Annotated in this window: 20 protein-coding genes; 11 read left to right on the plus strand and 9 right to left on the minus strand. The window is 33.6% G+C overall.

All coding sequences use genetic code 11. The features are described from left to right. Positions 1–4: 4 nt before the first annotated feature. The 5 genes from HOG88_RS01000 to HOG88_RS01020 are packed head-to-tail and all read right to left on the minus strand — an operon-like array spanning position 5 to position 9,545. Entirely contained in the window at positions 5–2,143 is a 2,139-nt protein-coding gene (locus HOG88_RS01000) for an alpha/beta fold hydrolase (protein ID WP_295002203.1), read from the minus strand. A gap of 9 nt (positions 2,144–2,152) precedes the next feature. Continuing rightward, a complete protein-coding gene (locus HOG88_RS01005) occupies positions 2,153–4,417 on the minus strand; it encodes an acyl-CoA dehydrogenase (RefSeq protein ID WP_295002205.1) in 2,265 nt (754 codons plus the stop codon). A 3-nt stretch (positions 4,418–4,420) separates the two neighbouring features. Continuing rightward, on the minus strand, positions 4,421–6,529 hold the full coding sequence (locus tag HOG88_RS01010; RefSeq protein ID WP_295002207.1) for a 3-hydroxyacyl-CoA dehydrogenase NAD-binding domain-containing protein: 2,109 nt from the start codon (positions 6,527–6,529) through the stop codon (positions 4,421–4,423). Next, positions 6,529–7,818, minus strand: a complete 1,290-nt coding sequence (locus tag HOG88_RS01015; protein ID WP_295002209.1) for a thiolase family protein — start codon at positions 7,816–7,818, stop codon at positions 6,529–6,531. The genes HOG88_RS01010 and HOG88_RS01015 overlap by 1 nt, the downstream gene beginning before the upstream one ends. Next, entirely contained in the window at positions 7,815–9,545 is a 1,731-nt protein-coding gene (locus tag HOG88_RS01020) for a long-chain fatty acid--CoA ligase (protein WP_295002211.1), read from the minus strand. Before HOG88_RS01020 ends, HOG88_RS01015 begins: the two co-directional genes overlap by 4 nt. Positions 9,546–9,760: 215 nt before the next feature. On the opposite strand from HOG88_RS01020, the gene HOG88_RS01025 reads away from it, so the two are divergent. After that, the gene (locus HOG88_RS01025; RefSeq protein WP_295002213.1) at positions 9,761–11,485 is read left to right on the plus strand and encodes an OmpA family protein; all 1,725 of its coding nucleotides are present in this window, start codon (positions 9,761–9,763) and stop codon (positions 11,483–11,485) included. Between the two features lie 20 nt (positions 11,486–11,505). Here HOG88_RS01025 and HOG88_RS01030 read toward each other — a convergent pair whose 3' ends face one another. The 3 genes from HOG88_RS01030 to serB all read right to left on the minus strand — a co-directional run bounded on the left by HOG88_RS01030 (position 11,506) and on the right by serB (position 12,875). Next, positions 11,506–11,844 (minus strand): cytochrome C, encoded by a 339-nt coding sequence (locus HOG88_RS01030; RefSeq protein WP_295002215.1) that lies wholly within the window; start codon positions 11,842–11,844, stop codon positions 11,506–11,508. Positions 11,845–11,936: 92 nt separating this feature from the next. After that, entirely contained in the window at positions 11,937–12,251 is a 315-nt protein-coding gene (locus HOG88_RS01035) for a hypothetical protein (protein ID WP_295002217.1), read from the minus strand. After that, the gene (gene serB / locus HOG88_RS01040; protein ID WP_295002219.1) at positions 12,252–12,875 is read right to left on the minus strand and encodes a phosphoserine phosphatase SerB; all 624 of its coding nucleotides are present in this window, start codon (positions 12,873–12,875) and stop codon (positions 12,252–12,254) included. 56 nt (positions 12,876–12,931) lie between these two features. On the opposite strand from serB, the gene HOG88_RS01045 reads away from it, so the two are divergent. The 8 genes from HOG88_RS01045 to HOG88_RS01080 all read left to right on the plus strand — a co-directional run bounded on the left by HOG88_RS01045 (position 12,932) and on the right by HOG88_RS01080 (position 20,829). Further along, a complete protein-coding gene (locus HOG88_RS01045; RefSeq protein WP_295002221.1) occupies positions 12,932–13,843 on the plus strand; it encodes a methylenetetrahydrofolate reductase in 912 nt (303 codons plus the stop codon). Positions 13,844–13,856: 13 nt separating this feature from the next. Continuing rightward, entirely contained in the window at positions 13,857–15,107 is a 1,251-nt protein-coding gene (gene serS, locus HOG88_RS01050) for a serine--tRNA ligase (protein WP_295002223.1), read from the plus strand. 776 nt (positions 15,108–15,883) lie between these two features. Next, positions 15,884–17,107, plus strand: coding sequence for a hypothetical protein (locus HOG88_RS01055; RefSeq protein WP_295002225.1), 1,224 nt, complete (start codon positions 15,884–15,886; stop codon positions 17,105–17,107). Between the two features lie 72 nt (positions 17,108–17,179). Beyond that, positions 17,180–17,347 (plus strand): hypothetical protein, encoded by a 168-nt coding sequence (locus tag HOG88_RS01060; RefSeq protein ID WP_295002227.1) that lies wholly within the window; start codon positions 17,180–17,182, stop codon positions 17,345–17,347. A 92-nt stretch (positions 17,348–17,439) separates the two neighbouring features. Next, positions 17,440–17,772 (plus strand): hypothetical protein, encoded by a 333-nt coding sequence (locus tag HOG88_RS01065; protein ID WP_295002229.1) that lies wholly within the window; start codon positions 17,440–17,442, stop codon positions 17,770–17,772. Positions 17,773–17,857: 85 nt separating this feature from the next. Further along, complete coding sequence (locus HOG88_RS01070; RefSeq protein WP_295002231.1) at positions 17,858–18,790, plus strand: SPFH domain-containing protein; 933 nt, start codon at positions 17,858–17,860, stop codon at positions 18,788–18,790. An 89-nt stretch (positions 18,791–18,879) separates the two neighbouring features. Continuing rightward, positions 18,880–19,938, plus strand: coding sequence for a response regulator (locus tag HOG88_RS01075; RefSeq protein ID WP_295002234.1), 1,059 nt, complete (start codon positions 18,880–18,882; stop codon positions 19,936–19,938). A 237-nt stretch (positions 19,939–20,175) separates the two neighbouring features. After that, the gene (locus tag HOG88_RS01080) at positions 20,176–20,829 is read left to right on the plus strand and encodes a TerB family tellurite resistance protein (protein ID WP_295002236.1); all 654 of its coding nucleotides are present in this window, start codon (positions 20,176–20,178) and stop codon (positions 20,827–20,829) included. 10 nt (positions 20,830–20,839) lie between these two features. Here the strand turns inward: HOG88_RS01080 and HOG88_RS01085 are convergent, their stop codons facing one another. Next, positions 20,840–21,208, minus strand: a complete 369-nt coding sequence (locus HOG88_RS01085) for a helix-turn-helix transcriptional regulator (protein WP_295002238.1) — start codon at positions 21,206–21,208, stop codon at positions 20,840–20,842. Between the two features lie 150 nt (positions 21,209–21,358). On the opposite strand from HOG88_RS01085, the gene HOG88_RS01090 reads away from it, so the two are divergent. Both HOG88_RS01090 and HOG88_RS01095 read left to right on the plus strand, forming a co-directional pair. Beyond that, entirely contained in the window at positions 21,359–22,246 is an 888-nt protein-coding gene (locus HOG88_RS01090) for a rhodanese-like domain-containing protein (RefSeq protein ID WP_295002240.1), read from the plus strand. Beyond that, positions 22,246–22,929, plus strand: a complete 684-nt coding sequence (locus tag HOG88_RS01095) for a methyltransferase domain-containing protein (RefSeq protein ID WP_295002242.1) — start codon at positions 22,246–22,248, stop codon at positions 22,927–22,929. The genes HOG88_RS01090 and HOG88_RS01095 overlap by 1 nt, the downstream gene beginning before the upstream one ends. Positions 22,930–22,940: the final 11 nt, after the last annotated feature.

Consider the following 22,940-nt stretch of genomic DNA (forward strand, 5'->3'; position numbering starts at 1 on the left):
ACACTTAAGTAGATTTTATAAACTTGACAATCTTCTCGAACACACTTTTGTTCACCTTTTCATCAAGTGTAATAACATGTTTAGAACTTTTAACTATAAATTTTTCTTTCTTTTTTGAAGCTATCTTATCGTAGATAATATCTGCACTTTTTGGATTAACAACAGGGTCATTATCTGCTTGGATTATTAATGTAGGCTCCGTAATAAGGGAGAGTTTATTATTTACAATATCTACTAACGATTTAAGTTCCCCTAGAGATGTAAGGTAATGCATTTTGTAATTGATTTCAGGATGTTCCGCTTCACTCTCATAAGTATCCATATCGGCGTTAAATAAAGATAAAAAGTTGTTTAAAATATTGATAGTTGGTACTATATATTTCACTCTAATATCTTGAAGAGATATGGCTGAATTTATACAAATAACTCCATCTATATTATCTTTAACATTAGTTGCTTTTAGCATAGCTATTAAACCACCTGTAGAAAAACCACAAAGATATATTTTTTCACTCACTGCAGCTATTGCAGAGTAGCCAACATCAAATGAATCGTACCAATCTTGATGAGTTCTATCTCTTAAGTCCTCAGGCATTGTGCCATGCCCTTTAAGCCTAATTGCATACACATTAACACCATTATCAAAAAGGTATTTTGCCAATGGTTCTATCTCCCGTGGTGCTGATTTGTATCCATGGGAAATCACACAAGAGGTAGAATTATTTTCATCATACAAAATAAAAGGTGAACCTATCTCTTTCTCTTTTGTAGAGAAGACAGAATAAAATTTGTTGTAGTCATGTTTAAACTCTTTTAAATCTCGTCTATAAATCACATAAAACACATCTCTATATACAGCTTTAGAATCCCTATTCATCACTGTTTTTATAATGTTATGAAGCTCATGTAAGATTACTGTTTCATTTACTAGTACACGGAGAGTATTTTTCAGTCTAATGGTATAAAAACTATGTTCATTTTTGTAGTTTTCTACATTAACAGTATATATATCATCTTTAACTAGTTTTAAAATATTTTGTTCTAAAGATAAAGTAAATACATCATCAAATAATTCATAAGTCTCATCATTCATCAGTTTATATAAAGAGGCTGTTAATGCATCATCTAAACGATAAGTTCCTAAACTTTTCAACTCTCTAGATATTAAATATATTCTAGCTTTTAACTCCTTGAGAATAAATTCTTTATTTTCGAAGTACTCCAAACAAAGAGCATAAACATGATCAAAACTAATCAAAATATTTTTATATACCTCATTCATCATTAAATTAGTGAGGGGGATTCTAGCATATTCTAGTACTGCAGTATTATCAAAATCTTTGTTTTGCCTCTGTAGCTCTTTTTTTGTATTTAATAAATAATCCTTTACATCTATAGGCTTGGAGAAATGTATATGCAGTTGTGAATTTAAGAGTAGATTACTTTCTATCTCAATTTCCTCTTTCGTTTGCTCACTATCACTTTTCACATATTTATGTACATAGTCTGAAATAGAATTTTCACCACCTCTAATTGGAGTATAAGATATATTCAGAGGTATAATTTGTGTGTTGTGATAAGATATCTCCTCAGTACCTTCAATATAGTAAAGTTCATTCATTTCTCTTATTACTTGGGCATCACAGTTGTTTTTTGCTTGTATATATTTTGTTTTTTCTATTTCACTTTGAAGGGCAATGACAGCAGAACCTGTAAACAAAGGATAAAGACCTTCTGCACTTTCAACCATAAATGTATCTTCACTTAGCAGAACTTTTTTACTCTTTATCATAAAACCTTCTGGATAGATTATCCAGTTATAACGCCCTGTAATCAAATCACCTAGTATTTTTTCATTTCTTTTCTCATCATTTGTAGAGACAGTACCAACGGCAGATAGATACTCACCAAGCACACCAGTAAATATAGACGAGTCAGCAAGTGACCTAGCTTTAAATCCTAGTTTTTTATATAGCACATATGGTATTAGAAAGGTTTCAATCCTTGTAAAATGATTTGCAACAAATAGTGTAGGGAAGTTCTCATCGAGATTCTCTTCTCCAGAAAATGTTATATGATTTGACATGGTCTTTTCTAAAAGAGAAAACACATATTGAGATACATCGTACAATTGATCTTGCATAATTAAGCCTTAGATTTCTCTTTTTAAGTACTGCTCATCATCAAAGCCATCAACTTGAACCACCTCTTCCTTGAGCTGCTGGGCTAATGTTAAAGTTGAGCTTTCATCTTCCGTGATAACACCTAGTTTTGTTGCCTCATCTATAAGTGAAGTTACACTTGTTTTAGGAAGTTTTTTAGCTCTTATAGCTGCTTTTATTTTGTGTATAGTTGGAATAGATTTTTCATGAAGCTTAAATGCCTCTTGAAGTTTATTGTATACATTGCTATGATAAATTCCCTCAACCAACCTTCCTCTTAACTCACTGTTTGTACTGATTGATAGTGCTAGTTTATGAGATAGTTTATCACTTACATCACGGCTTAGTGAATTAACCGACATGTACCATTTAAAAGGTTTAAATAGAACCTTCATAATACCACCGGTAAATAGATTAGCTGCTATCTCATTAAAAGCATTTTGAATTATGCGCAGTTGTTCATCACCTATATATTTTACAAAATCATCATCTTTATTTCCATCTTCTTTATATCTACGAAGTGTCGCAGAGAGAAGATACATAGCTGATAAAATATCTCCAAACCTTGCTGTAATTTTCTCTTTTTGTTTTAAACCGCCACCATAGTAAGCCATGATAAAGTCAGTTAAAAAAGCAAAAGTTACACTTGCCCATGCTATTTTTCTTTCATAATATGAAGCTGCACCTTTAGATACTGTAAAATATGCATACCCACGAGTAAGAGAATAAAGTACCATTTTAAACATGTTTTTGAATGTAAACACGACATGTGCAAAAAATGCTTTATCAAATGCCTTAACATCTTCCTCTTCTAATGCTGTAATTTCATTATAAGCATGAGGATGACAGCGAATCACACCTTGACCAAATATTATAAGGGTACGAGTCATAATATTTGCACCCTCTACGGTAATTGCAATTGGAGCGCCCATATAAGCATTACCTAGTAAGTTCTTTTTACCTAAAGATATACCGGCTCCACCGATAATATCCATACCATCATTTATGGCTTTTCTAAATATCTCTGTTGAGTGATACTTCATAATAGCATTGATTACAGCTGGTTTTTTTCCAGAATCGATGGCACCCAATGTAAAAATTCTAGCAGCATCAAGCATATAAGTATTTGCTGCTAAACGAGCAAGTACCTCTTCAACTCCTTCAAATTTCGATATAGATAAACCAAACTGTTCACGGACTGTTGAGTAAGAACCAGCGACAGCAGTTGCTAGTTTTGTCCCTCCAGTACTCGTTGAAGGTAAAGAGATACCACGGCCAACTGAGAGGGATTCCATAAGCATTAACCAGCCTTTAGATACTCCATCAACTCCACCTATTACATTAGATAATGGTATGATTACATCAACTCCGCTAAGTGGAGAATTCACAAAAGGAACACCAAGCGGATCGTGGCGTTTTCCTTGAACTACACCAGGTAGTTTTGAATCTACAAGGGCACAAGTGATACCTAAATCTTTTCCACGACCAAGTAACTCATCTTCATCACTTAGAGTAAATGCTAGTCCTATAACTGTAGCTATAGATCCAAGTGTGATATAGCGTTTGTTGAAGTTTAGTCGTATAAATATCTCACCATCTTTAAGAAATACTTCACCACGTGAGCTAATTGAAGTTGCATCACTTCCAGCTAATGGTTCAGTTAGTGCAAAACATGGAATTTCTCGTCCATCTGCAAGACGAGGAAGATAATGTTTCTTTTGCTCATCTGTACCGTAATGTAAGATGAGTTCAGCAGGCCCAAGAGAGTTTGGAACCATAGCAGTAATCGCTAAAACTTGAGAATGTGAAGCTAGCTTTTGTACTACAGCAGAGTGTGCAAGTGCTGAAAATCCAAGACCGCCATACTCTTTTGGAATAATCATACCAAAAAATCTTTTGTCTTTTAAGTATTGCCAAGTTTCTTTATCTAGGTCACGCTTAGAGAATACTTCAAAGTCGATAGTCATACTACACAACTCATCAACAGTAGTATTTAAAAACTTGTCTTCTTCCTCTGTAAGCTGAGGATATGGTTCTGATAGTATCTTTTTAAAGTTAGGAGTACCAGAAAAAAAGTCACCATCTATCCAAATATCACCAGCTCTAAGAGCAATTTTTTCAGTCTCAGATATACTCGGCATTAGTTTTAGTTTAGCTACTAATAAAACGAGTGGTCCAGAAATCAGTCCCCGTCTAATTGGAGGAACAAAAAGCATCAATCCGAATGTAATAAGTATATAAGTTAAAATTTCCATAATTTATCCTTTGTAAAAATATTCTTTTTTTTCAGCCATTGTACAAATAAGCTGTGCTGGTGCAAATCTTGAACCATACTTTTCCTCTAAATGAAGTAAAGTAAGGTGTACTTTTTCAATACCAATAGAGTCTGCATATTTGAGAAGTCCTCCACGAAATGGTGGAAAACCAGTGCCCATAATCATGGCCATATCTAAACTAGAAGCATCTTTTATAATACCTTCTTCTAAACATCTAGCTGCTTCATTAACCATCATTAAAATAGCTCTATCGACTATTTCTGCCTTTATAAATGTTTTATTATGAAACTGGAAGGTTTTTAACTCTGGATTCACACTTTGATTCTTTCCTTCATGTATATAAAAGCCTCTTTTATTCTTTTTACCAAGTAGTTTTATATCTAACATTTTTTGCAGTATTGGTGCTACAGTCATTCTCTCTCCATAAGCATCTTCTAACACTTTAGAGACTTTATAACCAACATCAAGTCCCACTTCATCTGCTAAAGTAAAAGGACCCATGGGCATACCGAAGTCTTCTATATTTTTATCTATATTTTCAATGCTACCACCTTCTTCATATAGTCTGGCACATTCGTTGATGTAAGGTAACAGTATACGATTTACCAAAAATCCGGCACAGTCTCCAACAACTATTGCAGTTTTTCCAGCATCACGAGCTAGTTTTACAACCGTGGCTATTGTCTCATCTGAAGTTTTTTCTCCAGCTATTACTTCTACAAGTGGCATTCTTGGTACTGGGTTAAAAAAGTGCATACCAATAAAACGTTCAGGGTTTTTCATTCCCTCTGCTAACATACTAATAGATAAGGATGATGTGTTCGAAGCAATAATACAATTGTCACGAACTACTTCTTCTAAGTCATTATACACAGCTTGTTTCGTCTCTCTACTCTCTACTACAGCTTCCAGCACAATGTCTATATTTTTAAAACCATTGTAGTCCGTTGTATATGAGATATGACCCATTTTGAGTTCAACCTGCTTTGGTGTTAATCTTTTTCTTTTTATCACTGATTTGTATGCTGCAGATATTGGTTTAAAAGATGCAGCGATAGAATCATATGTTCTTGCTTTTAATCGTACTGCTTTATTAATATTGCTAAAAAGCCATACAATACCACCACCCATAATCCCTGAACCTACAACTGAAAGAGAATGAATAGGAAGGGCATTTATATCCTTACTTACAAAAGAATCATGCTTTAGTTGTTCCGACGCATAAAATAATGAAATAAGATTTTTAGATACATCTGTAACACAAAGTCTAGCAAAGGCATATGCTTCTAGCGAAAGTGCTTCATTAACCGGTAACTTGTCTGTCTCACGAAATAGTTTTATGACCTCAAGTGCTGCTGGATACTTACCCTTAGTTTTTTTCATAACTGTTTTTTGTGCAATACTGTAAATTATTGATGGAGCAAACCTCTCTATTAGATTAGACTTGTAGCGGCGAGCATCTATCTTCTCTTTCTCCGATGGATTCATAATAGACTTTATAAGGCTTTGTAGTTTAAAATCTAGGTAGCCGACTGGTACGCAAGAATCAACCATCTTGAGTTTTTGAGCTTTTTGACCATTGATAAGCTTTGAACCTAAAATAAGCTCGAGGGATTTTTGCTTGCCTATAAGATTTTTTAAACTTTGAGTACCACCAAAACCAGGGAGTACACCTAAATTTACTTCTGGTAATCCTATTTTTGTACTAGGGTTCTCTGTTGTAATCCTGTAGTCACATTTGAGTGCTAACTCAAAACCACCACCAAGACATGCCCCATCAATAACTGCAATAGTATGAAAGGGTAAGATACGAATTTTTGAAAGGATGGTTTGTCCTTTTCTAACAACTTCATAAGCTACTTGCTCATCACTGAGAGCTTTAATTTCTGATATATCTGCACCAGCTATAAAAATATCTTTCTTAGCTGATTTAAAAAGAAGTACATCAATATCTTTAGAATTTTTTAGTTCATCTAAAATAGTTTCAAGTTCTCTCATCACACTTATTGATAAGATGTTAACATTGGAATCCGGCATATCAAACATTAAAGTCGCAATTTTATTTTCGACTTGTAAGTTAAAAGCATTCATTACTCTACCTCCAAAATCATAGATGCACCTTGTCCACCACCAATACATAGTGTGGCAAGGCCAATATTTTTATTTTGACGTCGTAACTCTTTGAGTGTGTGTATAACTAAACGTGTGCCTGTCATACCTACAGGGTGACCAAGTGCAATACCACCACCATTTATATTTAAAATATTAGTGTCAATAGAACCAAGAGCCGTCGTGCGGTTTAGGTGAGCACTTGCATACTTTTGTGATTCAAATACTGCAAGATTTGCTAAAACTTGTGAAGCAAATGCTTCATTTAATTCTATTAATTCGAAATCACTCATTTGCATCTTAGTCATTTCTAGAATTTTCGCAGTTGAGTATGCAGGTCCTAATCCCATTCTAGTAGGATCAAGTCCAGCATAGGTATACTCTCTTAAAAATCCAAGAGGTTTGAGTCCTAACTCTTTTGCTTTACTCTCACTCATAAGTACAACTGCAGCTGCAGCATCTGAGACCTGAGAGGAGTTCCCGGCAGTAACTGTTCCATTCTTCTTATCAAAGAATGGCTTTAATTTAGTCAGTGCCTGCATATTTTGTCCATAACGAATACCATCATCATCACACATTATTAAACCTTTTACAGTGTCATAAACTATGGGTGCTATTTCATCCTCGAAAATCTTGTTTTTTTGTGAGGCTTCTGCTTTTTGGTGAGATAAAACAGAAAACTCATCTTGTTCTTTCCTGCTAATACCAAAATCCTGAGCTAATATTTCAGCAGTTGAACCCATCATAAGACCACTTAGAGGATCTGTCAAACCTTGCATCAATCCTATAATAGGCTTTAGATGTGATGGAGTAAATGTAGAGAGAGTTTTTATCTTTTGTAGAGGTGTCCGTGACTTAAAAAGTGCCTCAAAAAGTGCAGACATTTTTTTGTTAAACATTAGAGGTATATTGCTCATACTTTCAACACCACCAGCCATATAGATTTCTCCACGACCTGCTAGTATTTTTTCAGCAGCACTTGTAATACTTTCCATACCCGAAGCACAGTTCCTATGAACTGTATAAGCAGGTGTTGCTTCAGGAAAACCAGCTTTTAAAGAAATTACCCTTGCAATATTTGCAGCATGTCCTGGTTGAGACACATTACCTATGATAATCTCGTCATACATATCTAAGTCCAAACCAACCCTCAATGCTAATTCATTTAAAATAAATGAACCAAGTGATTCGGCTTGAATATTCTTTAATTTTCCTCCGGCCTTAGCTACAGGGGTTCTAAGGCCATCTATTATTGCAATTCTTTCTTTCATGATTCTTCTCCATATAATGAATTTATTATGTATTCGTATTTTTTGTAAACCCCACCTCGAGACACCTTCATGGATGGAGTCAGCATAAGATTCTCGATACTTGGTTCATCTATACCTATATGATATTTCTTTACTTTTTCCTCATAATTCAGATGCTTATTGGCTCTTTTTATAACTTTAGCAATAAGGTCTTTAACCTTTTTAGTATTATATAAATCTGATAAATCTGAATATTTTAGATTTTTACGCACTGCATAGTTTTTCATAACTACAGAATCTAAAAATATAATAGCACTAACAAAGGGTTTGTTATCTGCAACAATTACAGCATAATCAGACCATCTATTTTGTGTTAGTAACTCTTCAATATGTATTGCTGATATATATTTTCCTGTTGAAGTTTTAAATAGCTCTTTCTTCCGACCATTTATAGTGATATAACCTTCATTATCCATAGATGCTAAGTCACCCGTATGAAACCACCCTTCCGCACTAAGCACATCTCTAGTTTTTTCTATATCTTTATGATAAGTTTTCATTACACAGTCACCACGAGTATATAACTCACCATCTTTTGCAATCATAACTTCTACATTATCAAAAGCTTTACCGCAAGTAAAAGGTTTTTTATTGTTTGGCGAGTTTGCACTTATTACGGGTGATGTCTCTGTTAGCCCATAACCTTGATAAATATTTAGGCCAATGTTAGTAAAGAATCTTTCTGTTTTAGTACTGAGAGGTGCTCCTCCACAAATTACAAAGCGCATATTTCCACCAAGAGCCTCTAAAAGTTTTGAATATACAAGTCTTTCAAATAATGGAGTAAATATAGTCCTAGTTTCAAGCTCTTTATTATCAGCCTCACTAAGGGCTAAAGATCCTAAAAACTTTTTTAAAGGACTATAACTTTGGATCTTATCATGCATTTTAATAGACATCTTATCTAGTAAACGCGGAACAACTGTCATTATTGATGGTTTAACTTCTTTTATCAGGTTACCCACATTATCAATATTATCAGCAAAATAAATACTGAGACCACTTGTTAAATAATGAGACATCACCATTCTCTCAAATATATGAGCTAAAGGTAAGAAGCTCAGTGCTTTATCTGTATTTAGCAATGGAAAATATTTTGATGTATTTCTAAGTTGTGTTAGTATGTTTTTATGAGATAGTTCAACTCCTTTTGGTGTACCCGTAGAGCCACTAGTATAAATGATTGTTGCCGTATCGTTTTCAAGTACGGATGTCATACTTTTTTTAGCCTCTTCATTTATAAAGTCAAAAAAATCAACACTGTTTATATTGTTACAGTTTACATTATGTGTAATGACTAGTTTTAAAGAAGAAATATTATCTTTAATTTGATCATATTTATCTTGAGATGCAATGTATATATATTTTATATCTGCATTATTTAATTGATATATAAAATTTTCTTCTGCAATATTTGCAAAGATTGGTACAGATATAGCCCCCAAATCTTGGAGTGCATAATCTACCATCAGCCAAAATGGCGATGAGTTTGACACTATTGCAACCGTTGTACCTTTCTTTACCCCCACTTTTGAAAATGCATGTGATAATTTATAAATATTTTCAACAAATTTTTGAGAAGAGATACTTCTATATTTGCCATTTTCTATGTAGTTTAAAAAACTATCATTAAATATGCTTTTATTTAAGTATGATGGAATTTCTTTAAGTGTATTAAATTCAAACATAATTTTCCTCCATAATTATTATAATTATAATTAATTATAGTTAGATAATACTACTTTAAATTTTATGTTATGCTTAAAAAATATTAAGCCATTTTTATGTTATGCTAAAAAAATATTAAGCCATATTGTAGAAAATCATTCAATTTTTTACTACCCTCCATAACCAATACTTTCTGGTACCTTTATTGCTATATTTAAAATAAAAAAGTAGCTCAATGAAACCCTTATTCATCCTATTATTTATTACCCTTTCACTCTTCGCAGATAAAGTAGACTTCTCAGTTATCGTTAAAAAACCATTTAATGCTGCATTGTTTGATGTTACTGAGGACTATGACCGAACTATAACTGCTGTAGGTTTTTCAAAAGTGTTTCAAAAAGCAAACACTACTACAAATCATTCTTACTCAAATGCTTTTGACTACCTTTCAAGTCTCTCTAGCAAGCATGGTTCACAAATGCACCTTTTAAAAATAGATAAAGATGCCAAGATAGTACTATCAAAAATGTCTTCTCTCTCGCGTTTTAATGAAGCTGTTGCTATTGTAAAAACTCCTCAAGATGGATACTTTATAGGTGGTTATACCCTTGATGGTTCCATGATGTTAATGAAACTAACTGCTAATGCAGAGCCAATTTATACAAAAATATTTGGTACGAAAAATAACGACACTATGAGTAATCTTTTACTTTTAAGAGATGGTGGGGTTCTCGCTATTGGTTCTTCTGTTACATCGCGTTCTTCTTCTGATGCAATATTTAAAACAGGACTTGGAGGAAGTGATATTTCACTTACAAAATTTACTAAAGACGGAAGACAACTCTGGAGTAAAAAGTATGGTACTCAAAATGATGACAAAGGTATTGATATAGTTGAATCTCGAGATGGCTCACTTATGGTTCTTAGTAGTACTTCATATGAGAACAAGAGAGATGTGAGTTTTATGCGTTTAGATGAAAATGGAAATAAACTATGGATTAAATATTATGGGTCACAATTACAAAGTGATGATACATTTATACCAAAAAAGATCATCAAACTAAAAGATAATAATTTTTTAGTTTCACTTGCACAATACAACCATATGAGACAAGAGCATATTCGCTTAGTTAAATTTGATATATATCAAAATATACTTATAGATAAAGAGATATTTACTACTTACCCTAGTGCTATAAATGATTTACAAGAGTTTACAGATAGTACTATCATGGCTGTTGGTTATGTAAAAGACATTCAAAATAGTGATGCTCTAGCAATGGTACTGAGTGCAAACTTAGTACTTCTAAACCAAGAACACTACGGTGATGAGAGTTATGATTCTTTTAATGCTCTTAGTATCCTCCATAACTCTCAAGTTGCAGTTGCAGGACTACATACAGACAACAAATCTCAAGAGTCAAATATGTGGGTTACAAAATTAAACTCTGATGCTACTATACTAGAAGTAAAACCTAGCAATAAAAAGATACTGCCTCAACTGAAAAAAGTCTTTAATAAAGAAATTTCTTCAAATACCCTCACAATAGATAAAGACCTCATCTTAAACCTAAATAATGAAAAACTTTATTTCTCAGTTGGTGCATATAAACTTTCCAAAGCACAAAAAAAGTTTCTAGATACATTTAGTGCAAAACTTATACCATTTTTACAAAAGAATAAGGACCATATTAAAAGCTTAGAAATAAATGGACATACATCTAGCGAGTGGGCGAAAACTAATTTTGAAGATGGATATCTTAAAAATGAAAAGCTTTCTTTTAATCGTTCATTTTCTGTACTGAGTTATATATTTAAGTCACAAAATAAAAATGAGCAAAAACTGTTAAGTAAAATTATAAAGGGAAGTGGTTTTAATTATTCTAAAAATGTAATGAAGAAAATGGAAGAAGATAAAAGCAACTCACGAAGAGTTACTTTTAAGATTGTTTTGAAGTAGTTGTGCTAAACCCTAAGGGATTAACCACAAGATGGTACTTCACCATCAGAAGCAAATTTCCAAACGAAATCATATAGATTTTTAATGTCTTTTTCTTTCATTTTGCTAATTTTCTTAGCACCACTTGGACAGATTGTTTTCCACTCATCAAGAAGCTTTCCACTATCATTAATTGCGGCCCATTCTTTACGTGCATGCTTAGTAGCGAAAACAGCACCGTTCTTAAGTCCGTCTTTTTTACAAACTTTTAGTTTTTTAAGGTAATACTTTTGACCTTTTTTAGCTTCAGCCATTGCACTTGTAGTCAATACTGATCCAGCAACCATTGCTGCTAATAATAGTGATGTCGTTTTTTTCATTTTTGTTCCTTGTATCTGAATTAGTCTGCCATAATGTTACAGTCTCTTAGATAAAGAGTAGGTTAATCTAAGAAATTTGAAAATATTTCTAATTATCTTTCTCTTGAAGATTCACGAAAGTCGAGTCTTACTTTGTCTTGTTTAAGCTTTTTGTAGAGTTTAAACTTTGCCTTTTCTAAATCTGCATCTTCATAAGAAAACTCTTTTTTCAAAGCTTTCTCAGTACTGTTTGCACAATCCATAGCAAAAAGTTTTAATTCTTTTTTTGTAAGTTTTGCCTTAAGAACAGTGTAAAGTTCATTATCTTCTACTATTAGGTCTACTTCATCTATAGAACAAAACTCTGCTATGTAAGTTCTAAAACTATTATCTTTGTGGTACTGTCTCCAGACTGTGTTATCTAACATTTATATCTTCTCCAATATTTGAGTCAAATCTTTCTCTTTTATGATTATATTTGCCTCTTTTTCTAAAATCTCTCTTGCACAAAATGCCACTCTAATTCCCGCATGAGCAAACATACTCAAGTCATTTGCACCATCTCCACATACTAAAGTTTCTTGCTCAGTCACTCCTAGTATGTTTTGTAGACGCTCTAGCATATCGCCTTTTGAGTGAGAGAACATCATGTCTCCACCAACAAGCCCTGTTAAAACGCCATCTTTCTCATGTAAAACATTTGAAAAATCTGCATCATAACCTAAGATACTTTTTGCATGTCCTGTTGCGGTTCTAAAACCACCAGAAAAACAGACTACCGTTAAACCTCTGCGTTTAAGTTCCGCTATCGTCTCAACAGCACCTGGCATATAAGGTAAGTTTTGACTTATCTTCTCTACCACAGAAAAATCAAGACCTTTTAAAAGCCCTACTCTCTGCTGTAGTGACTCAAAAAAATCAAGTCTTCCACTCATAGCTTCTTCTGTTATTTTAGCTACTGCTTCACCGATTCCCAGCTCATTGGCAAAAAAATCGATAGTTTCCCCATCCATAAGTGTAGAATCGAAGTCAAATACTGCAAGTTTTAACATATAAAATACTCTCTTTTGTTATAATGCTGAAATTATAACGAAAGAGGACTTTAGATTTGTTTGACACACTCATAGATAAACTAAATAACGGTACATTGATTACACTTGAGACTACTCCTGGTCACTCTCCTGTTTTTGCTCCTATTATCCAAAAGATTGCAGAGTTAGGACTAGACAAGCATGTTGACGGTTTTTCTACAACAGACAACCCTCTTGCAAAACTAAAGTACAATGCTCTTTTCGCTGCAAAAATGCTTCAAGATAGATTTCACAAACCTGTCATTGCAACAATGAGTATGAGAGATAGAAACAAGATAGCCCTTCAGTCAGACCTACTTGGCGCTAACGAAGTAGATATCCGAGCAATACTTGCACTCACTGGTGATCCAGCAAACATGAGTGACCAACCACATACAAAAGGTGTTTTTGAAGGTGATAGTTCACTTTTACTTCAAATGATCTCTGCGTTTAACTCAGGAATGAACTATGCCGGTAAGCCTTTAGCAGTCGCACCCCAAACGATTTATCCTTTTGCTGTTGTAAACTCTTATGCAAAAAATCCTAAAACACTTCAAAAGAAGATCCAAAAGAAAATAAAAAACGGGGCATTAGGAATCGTTACTCAGCCAGTTTATGACATGGAAAGTGCAAAGATTTTACTTGAGATGAAAGAAAATGCAAACAAAGAGTGTTGCCCTGAGCAAAAGAAAGGTGAACTCATCTTTGGTGTCTTCCCAATAACTAAACTCAGAACTGCTCAGTTTTTATCCGCTCATGTTCCAGGAATAAATGTTCCTGACATTTGGATAGAAAAACTTCGTCTTGCACATGAAAAAGGTCCAGAAGAAGAATATAAAGTTGGTTTTGAACTTAGTAAAAAAATCTTTGAAGACCTAAAAGAACTCCACCCAAAAATACATCTTATGACAGCAAACCAATTTCAAGTTGCCAAAGACATACTCACATAACTCAAGGAACAAAATGATTGACTTAAAACTACTTCAAAAAGATTTCGACACACTTAGTACAAAATTAGCACGTAAAGGTGTTGATGCTTCTCTTATGCAAAACCTTCAAACAAAAAATGAAGAACTCAGAGCTGCAAAGCAGGTTTTTGAAGCTCTTCAAGCTTCACAAAATGCAATGAGTAAAGAGTTTGGTGTTTATAAACGCGAAGGTAAAGATGTATCACAACTCAAAGCTAAAGTAGACGCAAACAAGATAGAAATAACTACAGCACTTGACATCCAACGCGAGAGACAAGAAGAGTTAGAGAAAATGGCTATGGCTATACCAAATATACCTGATGATTCTGTTCCAGATGGTGCAGATGAAGAGGACAATATAGAAATAGGAAAGATTCTTACTCCTAAAGAGTTTTCTTTTACTCCAAAAGAACATTGGGAACTAGCAGAAGAAAATGGTTGGATAGACTTTGAACGCGGTGTAAAACTTGCGACTTCACGTTTTTCTGTTTCTTTTGGGATGGGTGCGAGACTTGAACGTGCACTCATAAACTTTATGCTTGACTTTAACCGTGAACGCGGCTTTGAGGAAGTCAGTGTTCCTGCTCTTGTAAATCGTGCTGCGCTAGAAGGAACAGGACAACTTCCAAAGTTTGAAGATGACCTGTACAAAATGGACGGACAAGAACTTTTTTTAATCCCTACAGCTGAAGTACCTGTAACAAATCTATACCAAGATGAGATACTTGTCTCAGATGAACTTCCAAAAAAGATGACTGCTTATACTTCATGTTTTAGAAAAGAAGCAGGAGCCGCAGGACGTGATACTCGTGGAATGATAAGACAACATCAGTTTCACAAGGTTGAACTTGTTGCTATAGTAAAACCCGAGGAAAATGCAAAAGTTTTTGATGAAATGGTTTCATGTGCATCAGACATTTTGACAGCTCTTGAGTTACCTCATCGTCTTGTAAACTTATGTACTGGAGACTTAGGTTTCGGTGCGGCACATACAACAGACATAGAAGTTTGGCTACCAGGTCAAAACCAATACCGCGAGATCTCTTCAATCTCAAACACAAGAGACTTCCAAGCAAGACGAGCAAAAATCCGTTATAAAGATGGAAAGAAAAATAGCTTCGTTAATACGTTAAATGGTAGTTCTCTCGCTGTTGGTAGAACATTAGTAGCTATTATGGAAAACAATCAAAACGAAGATGGTTCTATAGATATCCCTGACGTTTTAAAACCTTATCTTGGGATGTGATCTACTCTTTTAATACTAAATAGGCAGATTCAACTGCCTACATACTGCCACTTTTATTACTACTTTAACCCTTCAAAACACTACGAACTACAATCAACTATACTACTGTATAGTCATTAAAATAATACACTTAAATATAACTCACAAAAAGAGACCTATTCGTTCAATGGTTCCGTTTTCCTAGAAAAGCTAGTAACTAGATTTTGAGGAGCTTTAATGTTAGGGACTGAAGACAAATAGAAAAGACACTATCCAAGATATATTATTCTGTAGGATATAAGTAATTAATTTTCCTGTGGCAATATTCTGACTTAGTAAGACCTACTCTACAGGTTTAGTAACTATCTAGTTTACAGGAGACATTCCGTAGAGTACTTGATGATAAGGTGTTCATTTAATATATAGTTATGAGTTACTGTACTTATCCACTGGGGCCTGTACCCAATATTGCTATTTTTTATTTCTCAAATTTACTCCTTGCTTAAAGTATACTACAGCTTAAATATATGCTATAAATTTCACTTTGTATAAAATAATTCATACCACAAGGTTTTCCAGTTCTTGTTTTTAAATAAGTCAAAAAACTCTTTTATGGTAGTTTGCTGATATAAAAAATCATATCATTGTATATAAATTAATCATTAAATCATATTTTTTCTATATTTATTATATTAAACTATCTTCACAAAACATGGTAGAAAATTTATTCTCTCCTTGTAGTAACTTTTGTAATAACTTTACTGCCATGTTTTAATAAATCATACTTAGGATGAAAAATGAAATTTTTAAAAATTAGTTTAATAGCTGCTTTAGCGCTAGGGTCAAGTGCTTATGCACTGGATAATATAAAGTTTGAAGGGGATACAAGATTCTTTTATGGAACACAGACTCAAGAGTGGAATGATTTTAACAAAGATGCTTCTTTATTTCAAAAAGAAAGTAGTTATGCAGATGCTGCTCTTCGTTTAAATTTCACAGGTGATTTAGCTAAAGATATTAGTATGGGGGTAACTGCACTTGCAATAACTACTCTAGGTACCGATGGAATAGCAGATGGTAGATGGTCTGGATCTCATAGTACGACAGATGATAATGTTGAAGCTTGGATTTCAGATCTATGGATAAGTGGTACTTATGGTAAAACTACTGGTACTCTAGGTAGAATGGAACTTCAAACACCACTTATATTTACAGAAACATGGAGTATTGACACCAACACATTTGAAGCTGGGATGATAACAAATGAGGATATCCCTTCTACCACTATCACCGCTGCGTTTATCGGAAAATCTAATGGTTATGCAGATGACACTTCAGGTGCAAATGTTGCAAACATCACAGCTGTTGGTGGTAAGTTTGATACATTTGGATCTAATGGAGCATTAGTTTTAGGTGCAGTAAATAACTCTTTTGAGCCACTTACCGCTCAAGCTTGGTATTATAATATGCCATCTGATGGAAGTGCTTACTGGCTTCAGACTGACTTAGAAATAGCTGGTCTATCTGCTGGTCTTCAGTATACTGATATAGGTTATGAAGCTACAGGTTCTAAAAATGACACAGCTTATGCTGCTAAACTTGGTTATACACTCAAAGATGTTGTTGCTCTTACGGCTGCATATTCAGTAGTATCTGATACTGGTACGAATGGAGTAGTAAACATGGCTACTAATGGCCAAACATCTGGAGCTGCATCTTCACTGTATACTGAAATGTGGTGGTGGTTTGGTACGGTAAGTTCAGTAGGTGCTACTTCTATGAGCTTAAGTGCTGAAGCAAGTGTGTCTGATGTAGATCTATTCTTAGGACTTTATAGTTCAGACAATAGTGTTTCTGAAAATAGTGTACAAGAAGTCGCATTAACTGCTTCAAAATCTTTTGGTTCACTAGATACATCAGTTGCATTACTTTATGACATGTTCGATCAAGATGCTGTAAAACCAGTAGATTATGTTAATGCTATGTCTACGATACAACTTTACTTTACTTATAACTTTTAACTTTAAGGGACCAATTGGTCTCTTAAAGTCTTTTTTATTTTTGCTTATACTATTGTCAGCTACATTAACAGAATGAGCAATGAACCTAAAACTATAGGTGGACTCTTTAAAGATTTGGAGTGTGAACTTCAAAATTTATCTATTACTTTGCAAGCATTTATTGAAATCATGGTCAAAATAGCACAGATTGATGAGATTGTAAAGAACAATAAGGATTTTACAAGTATAATCACTACATAACGAAGCACTACTTAAGATTTACTTGGATTTAGGTGCAAAAGTTAAGTATATAATATATTAAATTTAAAGATAAATGAATAAGGAAGCAGTACATGGCAATAGACAATTCACTATACAATTCACTAGAGATTACATATCTTAAGATAAGAGTCTATCTAGAAAAGACTCAACTTGGACGAGAACATTCAATGATGATAGTAAGACATGAAGAATTAGCTGACTTATTAGAAACATTTGACATCGAAGCACTTGAAGAGCAGTCAAAAGACATAAATGCACTACATGAGCAACTTAATGCTATAAAAGAAGTATCCCAAAAGATTATCCAAGATCTTCAAGAAACTAGTGACTCTGTTTCTACAGCAAACAAAGTTGTTAGTGGTCTGGATATAATATTCTCAAAAATAGCTAGTATTATTCTCTAAAAAAATCAAAAGAGAGTATTTACAGTAAAAATATAAAGACAATGTTATAATCATCTTATAAATCAAAACAAAAAAGAGAAATACAATGAAACAATTATTTAAAACATTAGGCTGGACTTTTGGAATTGCGTTTCTAGCAGTAATTGCATTAGCTTTTATGGCTGTAACAAAAACAGGTTTTGCTATCGTGAATGATGGTGAAAGAGGTGTCAAAAAAAGTGGTACGACTTATGATATGACAGAGATGAATCCTGGTTATCATTTCTTTATACCCATTTACACTACAGTTGATGTCAAGACAATTCGTCCTAAGTTGATTAACTACTCAGTTTCAGAAGCGCACAAAGAAGACTCTGAATTACTTATCTTCGAGCCAGTACTTAAGGGACTAGATAAGAAAGGTATTCCAATTAAGTTGGCTCTATCTATTGAAGTTGCTCCAGTAGCAGAGCAATTAGCTGAAATGTATAAATCAGATGGAGATTTTGACAATTCATTTTATAAAAAAGTTCTTCAAGTAAACAGAGATGCAGTACAAAGTACAATTTCAAGGTTTAGTGTAGATAGCATTATGGATAACCGATCAGCAGTTGAGAAAACTCTCACAGATTTACTTAACAAAAGTTATGCCGAAAATCCATACTTTCAGCTTGTAAATATTAACCTTAAAGACATTATTGTTCCTCAAAAAATTCGTGATAAACAAGAGGAGGTTCAAGTTGCAAAACAAGAAGCTCTTAAATCTAAAGAATTAATTGTTAAAGCTGAAAATGAAGCTAAATCTGTTGAAGCAGCAGCTTTAGGTACGGCAAACGCAGTCAAAATTACAGCACAAGGTGAAGCTGATGCAATCTTACTCAAAGCAACTGCTCAAGCAAAAGCAAATGAATTGGTCAGTAAATCACTTACTAGACAAATTCTTAAAAATAATGCAATCCTAAAATGGGATGGAGTTAAGTCTAAAGTTCAAGCAGGTAACTCTGGAATGATTATAGACTTAGGTGATATTTCTAAATAATTGGACCAATTTTAGGGATTTATATATTTTAGTTATCAATTGTTATTTCTTTGTGCTATCATCCCTAAATATATATATAGGGATACATCATGGTAACAGCTAAAGCGATATTTGAGTTTTCACGAACATTAACTGCATTATATGTAGAGGATGATGATATATTAAGAGAGGCAACCCTCTCTTTCTTTGAGCAATTTTTTGCTAAGGTTGACACTGCAGTTGACGGTCAGCAAGGGCTTGATAAGTACAATAACAATCATTATAATGTAGTTATAACAGATATCAACATGCCCAATATGAACGGTATCAATATGAGCCATCATATACACGATATTAATCCTGACCAAAAGATACTTGTTATTTCCGCACATAATGAGTCTGACCTTCTTATAAACCTGATCAAAAATGGGGTAAGTAGTTTTATACTAAAACCTATTAATAACGAAGATGCGTACAAAGCACTCTATTCTGTTTGTCGTGATGCTAGAACATCTCAACTCAATGAAGAACTTTTCGAAGCGCTTAGTATTCAAACTGCAACACTAGAAAAACAGAACCTAGAGCTTAAAGCACAGATAGATGCTACATCAATTAAAAATCACCAAGTAGAAGTCCTACTAGAGGAAACTGCCCCACCAGTTGATAAAGCGGCTAGCGAACTAATGGAAGACTACTTTAAAACTGATGAAGATGAAGGTCATGAGAATGTTCTTTTCACTTCTGATGATGCAGCTGAAATAAAGGAAACAATGGAAGAGGTCATGGAGCTAGCATCTATCTACTCTACTGATTTAAATATTAAACATTTAGAAGATCTAGGTCAATCATTTAATAAAGTGGGTTCACTTTTTTATCAGTATACACCTTTTTTAGATCCATTAGCTTCAAGTATGTGTGCTTTAGGCATTGCTATAGTAAACCATATAACTGATTTCTCCAATGTTTTCACAGATAATCAAGATGCTGTTTTTGCACTCTTTAACGCAGTCAGAATCGATATACAACTATACATTGAAAGGTTTTCAGTAGAGAGTATGGCTATGAAGAACATACATCATATTCACCATCCAACCTCACTTAGTATTCAACAAGTTATTGGTTTAATCTCACCTGCAGAAATTGAAGAAGGTGAAATGGAGTTCTTTTAAACTCTTAAATACCTTCTATACTAGACTATTACTAAGAAAAATACTTAAAAATGAACTTCTCTCTGACTTACAGGAATTTAAAGGATTCAATTGAAAAAATGGATTTATTTAGCAATAACCTTGGGTCTATTGTATTATATTTTTATTGTAAATATATTTGTTACGTTATGGGTTATAGCTTCTTTATACCTAGCTATAAAATTATATAAGGTTTATTCTAGAAAGAAGTTAAACAAGTTGTCAAGTTCTAAAGAGTTGTTTAGAGAAAGTCAGTTAGGACTTTTTATTGCACTTGTTGCAAAAGTTGCAAAAGCAGATGGAAGAGTTCATGAACTAGAAGCACAACTTGTAGGCATGATGCTTGATGATATCTCCAAAGTATTTGTAGATAAAGAAAAAACAAGAAACATTTTAAAAGAGATCTTCAATGAAGAAAAAGATAGAACTGACAATACAAAAGAGATAGCACAAGCCTTAAATCACTTGCTGGGTCGTAGTAGATTAAAACGCAGACAATTTGTAGGATTTTTAATACAACTCGCGTTTGTAGATAAGAAAATTAGCTCCGAGGAAGATAGGATTTTAAGAGAAATTCTCACTGAGTTAAATATCTCAGCTGATGAATACACCTCAATGTTGCATAAATTCCAAAGCACTAGCAAAAATAAGCAGCAAACTATGAGTCCCCAAGAAGCCTGTAAAGTTTTAGGTGTAAATGAAGGCGATGATTTAAGCACCATTAAAAAGACTTATAGAAAACTTGTACGAGAGTATCATCCAGATATCATAAAATCACAAAATAAAGATGAAGCATATATAGAAAAAGCAACAGCTAAAACGCAGGAAATAAACCAAGCGTATCAGCTTTTAAAAGAGCTCAAAAAGCACTAAAAACCTTTACTTATTTGGTGTTGTCAAACTGATAGACAACACCTTTTTCATAGTCACCAACTAAGGTAGTAAAACATTCTGCTATCTCTTTCATAATCTCAATATTTGGCTCAATATAAATCTTATTTTTACTTTTTGTCATTGTAATAATTTTTGCATCTCTCATTTCTTTTAAATGTCTCGATATAGTAGGCAAAGCAAAATCAAACTGTTCTGCAATACTTGATACACAAGTAGCCTGTGCAATCAGGTCGTCCTTTGGTTGGGCATCATCAACAGAACAAGCATAACCACCAGTAAAGATACTCTTAAAAATTTTAAACCTTGTCTCATTACCTAGTGCTTTGAAAATTTTTATTTTATCATCCATGCCTAACATTATTCACCTCTATTTCAAATTTAACAATTTTTAAAAGTATAGCTAAAAGAATTCTATTTAGCAATTTAGACAATTAACTTTATATTAAGAAATATATCTGTAAACTTTTGAAATCAATTTAGCAATTTAGCTAAATATAAAAGGAATTTTATGAAAAATATTATCACAGTTATTGGTGCAACTATTGCAGCCTCTTTATGTTGTGTCACTCCAGTTCTAGCTGTTCTAGCAGGTTCAAGTTCTCTTGCTTCTTCTTTCTCTTGGTTAGCACCTTATCATAATTATTTAGTAGTTTTTACTATACTTGTACTTGTTTATGCATGGTATGATAAGTTAAAACGAAGTAAGGCATTGGATTGTGCCTGCGATGAATCTAGTTTCTTTGCGGGTAAAACTTTTTTAGCAATGGTTACAGTTTTTGTAGTAGTAATGTTAAGTTTTCCTCAATGGGGTAACAAGGTGTTTTCTTCCGCTCCAACTGCCCAGAGCTGTGCAATAGGGGCATGTGATACTAATATAACAGAGAAACCAGTAACACAAACTGTTAATATTGATGATTTACCTGTTTTAAAGTACATGAGTGATGAAGAAGAAAACCCTACAGCTTGCGGTCAAGTAGCATGTGCTGGAACAGGTTATAGCGCCTTAGATGACATGATGGCACAGGCAAGAAGAGATGTACAAGAGATGTCCCCTGCAGTCCTTAAAAAAATGATAGATAATGAAGATGCGTTTATTTTACTTGATGTAAGAGAAGTTATCCAGCATGCAGAAGGTGAGATTTATGCTGATGAGATGCTTGCAATCCCTCGTACAAACCTAGAGTTTGAGATACTAAACGCAGTAAAAGATAGAGCAATGCCAATAGTACTTTATAGTCGTATGGGAGCGAGAAGTTTATTTGCAGCACAATCCCTACAAAAACTAGGATACACTCATGTTTATAACCTGAGTGCTGGTCTTAAGGGCTGGGTAAGAGCTCAGTACCCTTATGATAATGGTCTAGGAACTGTACTTAAAGTAGTGGATGCACAGTAATGTCTGATAACACTCAGATAATAGAAAAAACAACGAGGGACACTACATTTAAAGCTACAAAAATTCCATCAGATAGCTTACGAGAAAAACATTGGGAAAATGTTTTTCAAACAAAAGATTATACTCAAGTACTATGGCATCAAAATGTGCCTTCTAAATCTTTATCTCTTATAGAACACTACTCAAACCAGGGAGATTCTATCATTGATGTAGGTTGTGGAGCATCGTTTCTAGTAGATAGTTTAATATCACAAGGCTATAAAGATATAACTCTACTTGACACTTCTAAAACATCTTTAGATATAGTCAAAACAAGGTTAAATGCCAACTCTAAGCTCCCCAAATATATCTGCTCAGATATTCTTGGTTTAAAAGAAATAGCAAAGTATAATATATGGCACGATAGGGCCCTCTTCCACTTTTTACTGCTCCAAAAAGAGCGAAAAAAATATTTTGAAGTTTTAAGTAAAGCACTTATTTCTGGTGGTATCGCAATAATTAATACTTTTTCAATTGATTCTCAAACTCAATGTGCAGGACTTCCAATAGTTCAATATGATGAGGAAAGAATGCTTGAGGCATTACCATCTGACTTAACTTTGATTAAGACACATGCATTCACACATACTACACCAAAAAATACCGAGCAAAACTACAACTCTTTTATTATTATGAAAAAATAAAAGAGAAAAAC

The sequence above is a fragment of the Sulfurimonas sp. genome, from assembly GCF_018698455.1.
In the GTDB taxonomy this organism is placed as follows: domain Bacteria; phylum Campylobacterota; class Campylobacteria; order Campylobacterales; family Sulfurimonadaceae; genus Sulfurimonas.

Coding starts and splice junctions, on each gene's coding strand:
- HOG88_RS01005 (WP_295002205.1), bottom strand. CDS start 4,417: ATGGAAATTTTAACTTATATACTTATTACATTCGGATTGATGCTTTTT.
- HOG88_RS01010 (WP_295002207.1), bottom strand. CDS start 6,529: ATGAATGCTTTTAACTTACAAGTCGAAAATAAAATTGCGACTTTAATG.
- serB (WP_295002219.1), bottom strand. CDS start 12,875: ATGTTAAAACTTGCAGTATTTGACTTCGATTCTACACTTATGGATGGG.
- HOG88_RS01035 (WP_295002217.1), bottom strand. CDS start 12,251: ATGTTAGATAACACAGTCTGGAGACAGTACCACAAAGATAATAGTTTT.
- serS (WP_295002223.1), top strand. CDS start 13,857: ATGATTGACTTAAAACTACTTCAAAAAGATTTCGACACACTTAGTACA.
- HOG88_RS01070 (WP_295002231.1), top strand. CDS start 17,858: ATGAAACAATTATTTAAAACATTAGGCTGGACTTTTGGAATTGCGTTT.
- HOG88_RS01055 (WP_295002225.1), top strand. CDS start 15,884: ATGAAATTTTTAAAAATTAGTTTAATAGCTGCTTTAGCGCTAGGGTCA.
- HOG88_RS01030 (WP_295002215.1), bottom strand. CDS start 11,844: ATGAAAAAAACGACATCACTATTATTAGCAGCAATGGTTGCTGGATCA.
- HOG88_RS01075 (WP_295002234.1), top strand. CDS start 18,880: ATGGTAACAGCTAAAGCGATATTTGAGTTTTCACGAACATTAACTGCA.
- HOG88_RS01000 (WP_295002203.1), bottom strand. CDS start 2,143: ATGCAAGATCAATTGTACGATGTATCTCAATATGTGTTTTCTCTTTTA.
- HOG88_RS01085 (WP_295002238.1), bottom strand. CDS start 21,208: ATGTTAGGCATGGATGATAAAATAAAAATTTTCAAAGCACTAGGTAAT.
- HOG88_RS01095 (WP_295002242.1), top strand. CDS start 22,246: ATGTCTGATAACACTCAGATAATAGAAAAAACAACGAGGGACACTACA.
- HOG88_RS01025 (WP_295002213.1), top strand. CDS start 9,761: ATGAAACCCTTATTCATCCTATTATTTATTACCCTTTCACTCTTCGCA.
- HOG88_RS01020 (WP_295002211.1), bottom strand. CDS start 9,545: ATGTTTGAATTTAATACACTTAAAGAAATTCCATCATACTTAAATAAA.
- HOG88_RS01060 (WP_295002227.1), top strand. CDS start 17,180: ATGAGCAATGAACCTAAAACTATAGGTGGACTCTTTAAAGATTTGGAG.
- HOG88_RS01090 (WP_295002240.1), top strand. CDS start 21,359: ATGAAAAATATTATCACAGTTATTGGTGCAACTATTGCAGCCTCTTTA.
- HOG88_RS01015 (WP_295002209.1), bottom strand. CDS start 7,818: ATGAAAGAAAGAATTGCAATAATAGATGGCCTTAGAACCCCTGTAGCT.
- HOG88_RS01065 (WP_295002229.1), top strand. CDS start 17,440: ATGGCAATAGACAATTCACTATACAATTCACTAGAGATTACATATCTT.